Source organism: Bradyrhizobium sp. (assembly GCF_049581145.1).
Taxonomy (GTDB): domain Bacteria; phylum Pseudomonadota; class Alphaproteobacteria; order Rhizobiales; family Xanthobacteraceae; genus Bradyrhizobium.
Map to the genome: position 1 here is coordinate 1 of NZ_JBAURI010001144.1, position 1,502 is coordinate 1,502.

Here is a 1,502-nt window from a genome sequence, read left to right on the forward strand (position 1 = left end):
GTCGCGGCCAGCGCCGCGGCGATGGCACCCCACCACGGCCAGCCGATCCCCGGCTGCACCAGCTCGGTCACCACCGTGCCCCCGATGCCGGCCACATAACCCAGCGACAGGTCGATCTCGCCGAGCAGCAGCACGAACACCGCCCCCATGCCGATCATCATGAACACGGAGCCCTGCACCAGCAGATTGACCAGGTTGCCGGCGGACAGGAATCGCGGATTCTGGGTCTGGAAGATCAGCGCGATCAGGATCACGCCGAGCACCACCGGCAGGACGCCGCTTTGCCCGGCGACGATCCGCGTCCACAGCGCCTTCAGATAGGCCGCCGTACTCTGGGCCGTCGCAGGCTGTGCAGCCAGCGCCTGTGCCGCGAGCTTGTCGGCGTGGCCAGCCCCATCGGCTTCGGCCGCAGGCGCGGCGGCGGATGACGGCTCGGCAGGACTCCCTTGGGAACGCTGTTGCGGATTCTCTTGCGGATTCTCTTGCGGATTCTCTTGCGCAGGCGCAGCGGCGCGAACCTCCGTCGTCGCCGCGGCCGCGCCCGGTTCGCCCGGCTGGCGGGAAGAGCGGCCGGTGGTCATGAGCTCGACCACCCGCTGCGGGTCGAATTCGGAAACCCTGCCGGCCCCGACCATGCGGCCCAGGCGAAGGATGGCGAGGCGATCGGCGACCGCAAACACATCGTTGAGATTGTGCGAGATCATGATGACGGCGAGCCCCTGGTCGGCCAGCCGCCGCACCAGATCGAGCACCTGCCGGGTCTGCGCGACGCCGAGCGCTGCAGTGGGCTCGTCGAGGATCACGAGCTTCGAGTTCCACATCACCGCCTTGGCGACGGCGACGGACTGCCGCTGGCCGCCGGACAGGAACGCCACCGCGCGGCGCACCGACTGCAAGGTGACGACGCGCAGATCCGCCAGCGTGCGAGATGCGGCGCGCTCCATGCTGTCCTCGTCGAGCAGCCCGTTGCTGAGCCGCTCGCGGCCGAGAAACATGTTCTGCACCACGTCCAGATTGTCGCAAAGCGCGAGGTCCTGATAGACCACCTCGATGCCCAGCGCGGCCGCATCGCGCGGGGTGCGGATGCGGACGCGGCGGCCCTGCCAGAAAATCTCGCCGCCATCCGGCTCATGAATGCCGGCGATGGATTTGATGAGGACGGACTTGCCGGCGCCGTTGTCGCCGCACAGCGCCGTCACCTCGCCGGGATGCACCTCGAGATCGGCGCCGGCCAGAGCCTGCACGGCGCCGAAATGCTTCGCAACCCCGGCAAGCCGGAGCAAGGGCTCGGTGAGCTCTGGTACAGGCATGTCCGGCGTATCCGTGAGGACCAACACCCGCGCTCAGGGAGAAACGCCGGCGGCCTTGCACTGCGCCGATGCCGCCCCGGCGCACAGCTTGGCGGGATCGACGAAGTGATCCTTGACGACTGTCGAGGCAATGTTGGCGGACGTGACCCAGACCGGGGTCAGCAGCACCGATGGGACGTCCTGGTGCGCGGT

At 68.7% G+C, this 1,502-nt stretch carries 1 pseudogene; it reads right to left on the bottom strand.

Annotation, left to right across the window (positions count from 1 at the left end):
- Positions 1 to 473 precede the first annotated feature (473 nt).
- A pseudogene (locus WCB02_RS36510) lies at positions 474 to 1,310 on the bottom strand (ATP-binding cassette domain-containing protein); the annotation flags it as partial.
- Positions 1,311 to 1,502: the final 192 nt, after the last annotated feature.